Source organism: Candidatus Frankia nodulisporulans, assembly GCF_902806475.1.
Lineage (GTDB): Bacteria > Actinomycetota > Actinomycetes > Frankiales > Frankiaceae > Frankia > Frankia umida.
Genome location: NZ_CADCWS010000021.1, coordinates 23,453 through 32,149 on the forward strand (window position 1 = coordinate 23,453; position 8,697 = coordinate 32,149).

Below are 8,697 nucleotides of genomic sequence, written 5' to 3' on the forward strand. Positions count from 1 at the left end.
TCCTCAGCGCCCGCGCCGTGAACCTCGGCGGCGGAACAGCCCGCTGGCGCCACCACCGGTCGCCCCGCCGACGATCACCGGGGCTTCCTCGTCGCGCAGCTTGGCGAGCTCGCGCAGCAACCGCTCCTGCTCGGCGTCGAGCTTCGTCGGCGTCTCCACGTTGATGTGGATGTGCAGGTGACCACGGCCGGCGGCGCGCAGGTGCGGCACCCCACGGCCGGCGAGGCGGATGACCTCGCCCGGCTGGGTGCCGGGCTTGAGGGCGATCGTCTCGGTGCCGTCGAGCGTCTCCAAGGTGGCGGACGTGCCCAGCGCCGCCGAGGTCATCGGCAGGGGGAGCTCGCAGTGCAGGTCGTCGCCCTCCCGGGTGAACACCGCGTGCTGCCGCTCGGACACCTCGACGTACAGGTCACCGGAGGGCCCACCGCCCGGGCCGACCTCGCCCTCCCCGGAGAGCCGGATGCGCATCCCGTCCTCCACCCCGGAGGGGATCTTGACGGTGAGGGTGCGGCGCTTACGGACCCGGCCGTCACCGCCGCAGTCCCGACACGGGTGCTCGATCAACGTGCCGGTACCCGAACAGCGCGGGCACGGACGCGAGGTGACCATCTGCCCGAGGAAGGAGCGGGTGACCTGCTGGACCTCGCCGCGACCGGCGCAGGTGGAGCAGGTGGACGGGTGGGTGCCCGGCATCGCGCCGGCACCGGTGCAGGTCGTGCAGACCGAGGCGGTGTCGACGGTGATCTCGCGGGTGGCACCGAAGGCCGTCTCGGCGAGGTCGAGTTCGATGCGCAGCAGCGCGTCGTTGCCGCGGCGCACCCGCGAACGCGGGCCACGGCTGGAACCACCACCGAAGAACGCGTCCATGATGTCGCCGAGGCCACCGAAACCGGCGCCGAACGGCGAGGCACCGCCGCCCCCGCCGGGGGCCAGCGGGTCACCCCCGAGGTCGACGATCTGCCGCTTCTCCGGGTCGGACAGCACCTCGTAGGCGGCGGTCACGCTCCGGAAACGCTGCTGCGCCTCCTGGTCGGGGTTGACGTCGGGATGCAGTTCCCTGGCCAGTTTGCGGTAGGCCCGCTTGATCTCGTCGTTCGACGCGTCTCGACGCACGCCGAGAACAGCGTAGTAGTCCACGGCCATCAGTCTGCACCCAAGAGTTCACCCACGTATTTGGCGACGGCCCGCACGGTCGCCATCGTCCACGGATAGTCCATCCGCATCGGCCCGACCACGCCCATGCCGCCCAGCGCGAAAGGTCCACGACCGTAGCCGGTGGCCACGACCGCCGTCGACCGCAGGGCGTCTACGTCCGTTTCTCGGCCAATGCGTACTGTTACAGTACCGGTCTCCCGCGCCGACCCGATGAGCTTCATCAACACGACCTGTTCCTCGAGCGCCTCGAGGATCGAGCGCAGCGAGTCGGCGAAGTCGACGGTGGCGCGGGTGAGGTTGGCCGTGCCGGCCATGGCGATCCGCTCCTCCTGCGGCTCCACCAGGGTCTCCAGCACCGCCCCGGCCATCGTCGCGACACACGGCCGCAGCTCGGGTCGGGTCAGGTCCGGCAGGACCGAGACGGCCTCGGGGGCATCGGTCAGGCGCTGCCCGGCGAGCGCGCAGTTGAGCGTGTGGCGCAGCTCGCCGACGATCTCCTCGTCCACCGGAGTCAGGCTCTCGATGATCCGCTGCCCGACCCGACCCGTGTCCGTGATGATCACCATGAGCAGCCGCCGTGGGCTGAGCAGCACGACCTCGATGTGGCGCAGGCTGCTGCTGGACATCGTCGGGTACTGCACGACGGCGACCTGCCGGGTGAGCTGGGCGAGCAGCCGCACCGAGCGGTTGACCACGTCGTCGAGGTCGACCGCGCCCTCCAGGAAGCTCTGGATCGCCCGCCGTTCGGCCCGCGACAACGGCTTGACGCCGGAGAGCCGGTCGACGAACAGTCGGTAGCCCTTGTCGGTGGGAATCCGCCCGGCGCTGGTGTGGGGCTGCGTGATGTAGCCCTCTTCCTCCAACGCGGACATGTCGTTGCGCACGGTGGCGGGCGAGACACCGAGGCCGTGCCGCTCCGCCAGCGCCTTGGAACCCACCGGCTCATTGCTCAGGACGAAGTCCTCCACAATGGCACGAAGGACTTCCAGACGCCGATCCTCCAGCACGCGGTCGCACCCCCTTCGGCAGGCGTGACGTGACCGGTTGGCCGGACCTGCACCGACCGGTACCCGGCCTGGCACTCGACTACTGCGAGTGCCAAGTGTAGCCCGCCGCCCCGACTCGAGGCACCCAACATAAGCCGTCACACAACAGACCGACGAGGTTCCTGGCAAGGTTCCCGCCGGATGTGGCGGGACGGCTCAGTCGGCGAGCAGGGCGCGTACCACCGTGTCGGTGAGCAGCCGGCCACGGCGGGTAAGACGCACGACATCCGACTCCAGCCCGCCGGGTTCGACCAGACCCGAGCGGGCCAGGTCCCGCGCCGCGGCCCGGCCAGGCTCGTCCAGCTCGTCGAAGGCGAGTCCCTCGGCGAGACGCACACCGAGCATGATCCGCTCGACCCGTCGGGTGTCGGGGTCAAGCTCCTCGCGGGCGGCCGCCGGACTGCGCCCCGCGCCGAGCCGGGCCGCGTACTCCGCCGGATGGCGCACGTTCCACCAGCGCACGCCGCCGACGTGGCTGTGGGCGCCGGGGCCGAACCCCCACCAGTTGTCCCCACGCCAGTAGCCGAGGTTGTGCTGGCAGCGGGCGGCGGGGTCACGCGCCCAGTTGCTGACCTCGTAGTTGGCCAGGCCGGCCGCGCCGAGCACCTCGTCGGCCAGCACGTACCGGTCGGCGAGCAGGTCGTCGTCGGGTTCGAGCAGTTCACCGCGGCGCACCCGGCGGGCGAGCTTCGTGCCGTCCTCGACGGTGAGCGCGTAGGCGCTGACATGATCCGGGCCGAGGTCGACGGCGGCCCGCAGGCTGGCCAGCCAGTCGGCGTCCGACTCCCCCGGCGCACCGTAGATCAGGTCGAGGCTGACCTGCTCGAAACCGGCCTTGCGGGCCCACCGCATCACCTCGGACACCCGACCCGGGGTGTGCCGGCAGTCGAGCGCGGCGAGCACATGCGGACGATCACTCTGCATGCCGAACGAGATCCGGGTGTAGCCGGCGGCCCGCAGCTGCTCGAGCTGGGCGGGATCGACGGACTCCGGGTTCGCCTCGGTGGTGACCTCCGCGTCCGCGGCGAGCCCGAACTCGTCGGCGATCAGCCGCGGCAGGCGGGCGAGATCAGCGGGTGACAGCAGCGTGGGCGTGCCGCCACCCAGGAAGATCGTCGAAACCGGGCGCCCGACCTCACCCAGCACCCGGCGGGCCAGGCGGATCTCGGCACCGGCGATGTCGACGAAGGTCGTCAGACCCACCGACGAGACCAGGGCGCCGCCGAGATCGGCCGCCGTGTAGGTGTTGAAGTCACAATAGCCGCAGCGGGCCGCGCAGTACGGCACGTGTATGTAGACCCCGAACGGACGCTCGGCCAGTTCGGTCAGCGCGGCCGCGGGCAGCACGCCGTCGTCGGGGGGAGCTGCCCCGTCGGGAGGCTTTTGTGGCATGCCCCCAGTGTGCCCCCGACAGGTGGGTTTACGGCAACGCAATGTTCGTCCGATGTGCCGGACCGCCCGGGAGAGCTACGGGGGGACCACGCGCGGATACCCCGGAACGCGCGCCCGCGCACGCTCGGCGGGGGGTCACGTTTTGCCGTTGTTGTGGGCAGAACGGAGGATTATGGGCGGCGAGTCGTGGATCAGTGGCACCCGATACGAAAAGATCCAGTCATGGACGAGGACACCAGGCCTGTGCTGTCGGAGATCTCCGCGCTGCTCCCACCCCGCACCACCGTGTATCGCTCCAGCGCCGCCGCGAGCGTCATGGGCCAACCCCACGTCCCGCTCGTCCCGGCGCCGGCGCACCCGTTCGTCGAGCCGGTGACCGAACCGATTCCCCTGCGCGCCGCGCCACTGCCCGCCGGGTGATCCGCGGGCGGGTGGACGGCGCCGCACCCGGCACCGTCCACCGAAAGTCCCCGCGGCCGCGCCGCTACTTGCCGGTGGGGCTGGCCTTTCCCGCATCGGTGGACAGCGCCGCGATGAAGGCCTCCTGCGGCACCTCGACCCGTCCGATGGTCTTCATCCGCTTCTTGCCCTCCTTCTGCTTCTCCAGCAGTTTGCGTTTGCGGGTGATGTCACCGCCGTAGCACTTGGCCAACACATCCTTGCGGATCGCCCGGATGTTCTCCCGGGCGATGATCCGGCTGCCGATCGCCGCCTGGATCGGCACCTCGAACTGTTGACGTGGGATGAGTTCGCGCAGCCGGGAGGTCATCGACACGCCGTAGGCGTAGGCCTTCTCGCGATGCACGATCGCGGAGAAGGCGTCAACCGCCTCCCCCTGCAGCAGAATGTCCACCTTGACCAGATCCGCGAGCTGCTCTCCGGCCGGCTCGTAGTCCAGGCTCGCGTACCCGCGGGTCCGCGACTTCAACGAGTCGAAGAAGTCGAAGATGATCTCGCCGAGCGGCAGCGTGTACTTCAGCTCCACCCGGTCGGCGGACAGGTAGTCCATCCCGCCCAGCACGCCGCGCCGGCCCTGGCACAGCTCCATGACCGCGCCGACGAAGTCGGTCGGCAGCAGCAGCATCGCCTGCACGATCGGCTCGTACACCTCGGCGATCTTGCCACCGGGCCAGTCGCTCGGGTTGGTGACGGTCAGCTCGGAGCGGTCCTCCATCACCACCCGGTAGACGACGTTCGGCGCGGTGGAGATGAGCGTGAGGTTGAACTCGCGCTCCAGCCGCTCCCGGACGATCTCCAGGTGCAGCAGGCCGAGGAAACCGCAGCGGAAACCGAAGCCCAGAGCCGCGGACGTCTCCGGCTCGTAGGTCAGGGCGGCGTCGTTGAGCTGCAGCTTGTCGAGGGCCTCCCGCAGCGCCGGGTACTCGCTGCCGTCGATGGGATACAGCCCCGAGTAGACCATCGGCAGCGGGTCCCGGTAGCCGCCGAGCATCTGCGTGGCCGGCCGACGGGAGGTGGTGATCGTGTCGCCGACGCGGGCCTGGCGGACGTCCTTCACCCCCGGGATGACGTACCCGACCTCACCGACCGACAGCGACCCGGTGGGGTGCGGGTCCGGGGAGATCACGCCGACCTCGAGCGTCTCGTGGCTCGCGCCCGTCGACATCATCAGGCAGCGGTCCCGGGTGGTCAGGGTCCCGTCCATCACCCGGACGTAGGTGATCACTCCACGGTAGATGTCGTACACGCTGTCGAAGATCATCGCTCGGGCCGGGCCGTCCGGGTCGCCGACCGGGGCCGGGATCTGGCGGACGATCTCGTTGAGCAGTTCGGGGACGCCTTGGCCGGTCTTGCCCGAGACCCGCAGCACGTCGTCCGGGTCGCAGCCGATGATGGCCGCGATCTCGGCACCGACCTTCTCCGGCTGCGCCGCCGGCAGGTCGATCTTGTTCAGCACCGGGATGATCGTCAGATCGTTCTCGATCGCCAGGTACAGGTTGGCCAGCGTCTGCGCCTCGATGCCCTGCGCCGCGTCGACCAGCAGCACCGCACCCTCGCAGGCGGCGAGCGAGCGGCTGACCTCGTAGCTGAAGTCCACATGCCCGGGCGTGTCGATGAGATGCAGGATGTAGTCACGGTCGTCGTCGGCCCGCCAGGGCAGCCGCACGTTCTGCGCCTTGATCGTGATTCCGCGCTCACGCTCGATGTCCATCCGGTCGAGGTACTGCGCACGCATGTTGCGCGCATCCACGACGCCGGTCACACCGAGCATGCGGTCGGCAAGGGTCGACTTGCCATGGTCGATGTGCGCGATGATGCAGAAGTTGCGAATCATCGCCGGATCGGCGCCGGGTGACAGGTGCGGGGCTGCGGACACGCGGAAGGTTCTCGTTTCGCTCGCGAGGGTCACGGGAGCGCCTCCCGTGCCGGGATTCTGGACGGCCTCACTGTTCATCGTGCCAGGAGCCGGCGACCTGCATCGTGCCAGGAGCCGACGCCGCCGCGCACCGGGCGACATCCGGTTTGATAATCTGCGCACGCGGCCGGTGGCCGTACGATGACTTCCGCACGATCCCGGCCGGGCACCCTCGCGGCCGGGCACCATCCCGACTCGACATTCAGAGGTTCCTCCGCGTGGCCAACATCAAGTCGCAGATCAAGCGCAACCTCACCAACGAGAAGCGGCGGCTGCGCAACAAGGCGGTCAAGTCCGAGCTCAAGACGCACGTCCGGCGCTTCCGTGAGGCTGTGGACGCCGGCGACGTCGAGCGTGCCGAGACCACGCTGCGTGCCGCCAACCGCAAGCTCGACAAGGCCGCGAGCAAGGGTGTCATCCACCTCAACCAGGCCGCGAACCGCAAGTCGGCGCTGGCCCGCGCCCACGCGAAGCTGACCGCCAGCTGACGTCGTCCGGTCAGGCCGGGGTGCCGTCGGCCCCCGGCTTTTCTGCGTACCCGGTCGCACCCGCACCATCGTCACCCGCGCCCACCGTCGGCGGCCGCGGGCGCACCAGCCGTTCGAGTACCTCGTGGTAGCCGACGACAGCGGCGCCGGCCATGGGCAGCACCAGTACGACCCAGGCGCTGGCCAGATCCCCGAGTGCGACGACCACGGTCAGCAGCCCGGTGATCGTGACCAGTGTGCCCCGGGCCCAGCCGGCCGGCAGCACCCGCAGCTCCGTCATTCTCACCCTCCTCGGTGGGATCGGTCCCGCGCGTGCGCGCGGGCCACGGCCACCTCACGCAGCAGCTTCTCCAGGGCGTAGCCCGCGTCGACGGACGCCCCCTTGACGCCGGCATCGGCCCGTGCGGCCGCGCGCAGGGCGTGCCCGAGCCCCGGATCGGACCAAGCCCGGGCGGCCCGGGCCACCTTCTCGACCTTCCAGTCCGGCATCTTCAGCACCCGGGCGAGGTCTGCCTTGTTACCCCCGCCGGCGGCGGAGACCCGAGCGAGTTCCCGCAGTCCGCCGGTGATCGCGCTTGAGATCAGCACCGGCGCGGTCCCGCCCTCCATCGCCTGACGCAGCAGTGTCAGCGCCCGCGGCAGGTCACCACCGATGATCGCGTCGGCGACCGCGAAGCCGGACGCCTCCGCCCGACCCCGGTGGAAGCGGGCCACCGCGACCTCGTCGAGCAGGCCACCCTCGGTGTCGGCCACCAACTGGTCGCACACCGCGGCCAGTTCACGCAGGTCACCGCCGACGGCGTCGAGCAGAGCCCGGGCGGCGCCCTCACTGATCCGCCCGCCGAGCCGGCGTACCTCCGCGACCACGAAGTCATGCCGATCCCGCGGCCGGGTGATCTTCGCCGCGGGCATGACCCGCGCACCGGCGGCCTTCATCGCGTCGGCCAGTTTGCGGTTGCGTACCCCGCCCGAGTGCACCAGGACGAGCACGACGTCGGACGGCATCCGGCCGATGTGGACGAGCAGGGCGTCGCGCAGTTCGTCGCCGAGGTCCTGCCCGCCGCGGACCACCACCACCCGGCCACCGCCGAACATCGACGTGGCGCTCAGGTCGACCAGATCCGCCTCGGTCAGCTCCCCCGCAGCCCGGTCGACGATCTCCACCTCGGGGTCCCGCGCCCGCGCGGCGTCGACCACGGTTCGCACCGCCCGCCCGACCAGGAGATCCTCATCGCCCTGGACGAGGACGAGGGACGCCGACGTGGCGGCGTCCGCGGAGCCGGCTGCGGGGGTCACGCGGCCAGCATGTCACGGTCCGTCCCGCGGGCCGCGGCGCACCACCGAGGCCGCCACCGAGGGTCCCCCGTCCGAGCCGGCGGGTGCCGTGACGGCCAGTGCGCCATCGCGGTCGGTGCGACCGACGGCGGCTCCGGCGGCGCGCAGTGCCCGCAGGGTGGCGGCCGCGGGATGGCCGTAGTCGTTGCCCACGCCCACGCTGATCAGGGCGTAGCGGGCCCGCACGGCCCGTAGGAAATCCGGGTCCTGGTCGGCGGAGCCGTGGTGCGCCACCTTGAGCACGTCGGCGCGCAGGGCCGCCGCCGCGCCCGGCGCCCCCAGCGCCGCCTGTTGGCCGACGGCCTCGACATCACCGGTGAGCAGCACCCGCACGCCGTGGACCCGCGCGAGGATGACCAGGCTGTCGTTGTTGGCGTCGCTGTCCGTACCGTGCAGCAGCGTGCGCGGGGCGAGCACCGTCCAGCGCAGGGCGCCGACGTGGCCCTGGCTGTCGGCCGTGATGGTGCGAACGGGCACGGCGGCCTGACCCGCCCACCGGCGCACCAGCCGCCACTGGCCGGCCGGTTCCCGCAACTCCCCGACGAGCACCTCACCCACCCGCCGTCCGCCCAGCACCCCGGGCAGACCGTTCACATGATCGGCGTGCAGGTGACTGAGGATGATCGCCGGTAGTTCCCGTACGCCGAGGTCGTCCAGGCAGCGGGTCAGCCGGGCCGGGTCGGGCCCGGCGTCGACCAGGACCGCCTGCCCCGGCCCGGTCCGCAGGACCAGCGCGTCGCCCTGCCCGACCTCGCAGGCCACCACCTGCCAGTCCGGCGGCGGCCAGGCCGCGACGCGCTCGATCACCGTGCACCGGGCCGCCAGCAGCCCCGCCAGTGCCGCGGCCACGATCCGGCGGGCGCCCCGACGACGCAGCAGGGCCAGCGCGGCCACGGCGACGACGAGC

The 8,697-nt window shown here is 71.3% G+C and carries 9 protein-coding genes; 2 read left to right on the forward strand and 7 right to left on the reverse strand.

What is annotated here, in order from left to right; genetic code table 11:
- Positions 1–3: 3 nt before the first annotated feature.
- The 3 genes from dnaJ to hemW form a co-directional block, all read right to left on the reverse strand.
- Positions 4–1,143 carry a molecular chaperone DnaJ gene (dnaJ, locus tag G6R24_RS04265; RefSeq protein WP_163547859.1) on the reverse strand — a complete coding sequence of 380 codons (1,140 nt, stop codon included), beginning with the start codon at positions 1,141–1,143 and terminating at the stop codon, positions 4–6.
- Positions 1,143–2,162 carry a heat-inducible transcriptional repressor HrcA gene (hrcA, locus tag G6R24_RS04270; RefSeq protein WP_163547860.1) on the reverse strand — a complete coding sequence of 340 codons (1,020 nt, stop codon included), beginning with the start codon at positions 2,160–2,162 and terminating at the stop codon, positions 1,143–1,145. The genes dnaJ and hrcA overlap by 1 nt, the downstream gene beginning before the upstream one ends.
- A gap of 195 nt (positions 2,163–2,357) precedes the next feature.
- A complete protein-coding gene (gene hemW / locus G6R24_RS04275) occupies positions 2,358–3,593 on the reverse strand; it encodes a radical SAM family heme chaperone HemW (protein WP_163547861.1) in 1,236 nt (411 codons plus the stop codon).
- Positions 3,594–3,815: 222 nt separating this feature from the next.
- Between hemW and G6R24_RS04280 the strand changes: the two genes are divergently transcribed.
- A complete protein-coding gene (locus G6R24_RS04280; RefSeq protein ID WP_225438104.1) occupies positions 3,816–4,013 on the forward strand; it encodes a hypothetical protein in 198 nt (65 codons plus the stop codon).
- 64 nt (positions 4,014–4,077) lie between these two features.
- Here the strand turns inward: G6R24_RS04280 and lepA are convergent, their stop codons facing one another.
- Positions 4,078–5,928, reverse strand: coding sequence for a translation elongation factor 4 (lepA, locus tag G6R24_RS04285; protein WP_276511370.1), 1,851 nt, complete (start codon positions 5,926–5,928; stop codon positions 4,078–4,080).
- Between the two features lie 257 nt (positions 5,929–6,185).
- On the opposite strand from lepA, the gene rpsT reads away from it, so the two are divergent.
- Positions 6,186–6,455 (forward strand): 30S ribosomal protein S20, encoded by a 270-nt coding sequence (gene rpsT / locus G6R24_RS04290; protein WP_163547862.1) that lies wholly within the window; start codon positions 6,186–6,188, stop codon positions 6,453–6,455.
- 10 nt (positions 6,456–6,465) lie between these two features.
- Here rpsT and G6R24_RS04295 read toward each other — a convergent pair whose 3' ends face one another.
- The 3 genes from G6R24_RS04295 to G6R24_RS04305 all read right to left on the reverse strand — a co-directional run.
- Positions 6,466–6,735, reverse strand: a complete 270-nt coding sequence (locus G6R24_RS04295; RefSeq protein ID WP_163547843.1) for a hypothetical protein — start codon at positions 6,733–6,735, stop codon at positions 6,466–6,468.
- 2 nt (positions 6,736–6,737) lie between these two features.
- The gene (holA, locus tag G6R24_RS04300) at positions 6,738–7,751 is read right to left on the reverse strand and encodes a DNA polymerase III subunit delta (protein WP_163547863.1); all 1,014 of its coding nucleotides are present in this window, start codon (positions 7,749–7,751) and stop codon (positions 6,738–6,740) included.
- Positions 7,752–7,763: 12 nt separating this feature from the next.
- Positions 7,764–8,697: ComEC/Rec2 family competence protein (locus G6R24_RS04305; RefSeq protein WP_163547864.1), on the reverse strand; the 934-nt coding region annotated here is incomplete at its 5' end.

What these genes read in the sequence shown, in the direction of transcription:
- dnaJ (WP_163547859.1), bottom strand. Translation starts at nt 1,143, where the DNA reads ATGGCCGTGGACTACTACGCTGTTCTCGGCGTGCGTCGAGACGCGTCG.
- hemW (WP_163547861.1), bottom strand. Translation starts at nt 3,593, where the DNA reads ATGCCACAAAAGCCTCCCGACGGGGCAGCTCCCCCCGACGACGGCGTG.
- G6R24_RS04280 (WP_225438104.1), top strand. Translation starts at nt 3,816, where the DNA reads ATGGACGAGGACACCAGGCCTGTGCTGTCGGAGATCTCCGCGCTGCTC.
- G6R24_RS04295 (WP_163547843.1), bottom strand. Translation starts at nt 6,735, where the DNA reads ATGACGGAGCTGCGGGTGCTGCCGGCCGGCTGGGCCCGGGGCACACTG.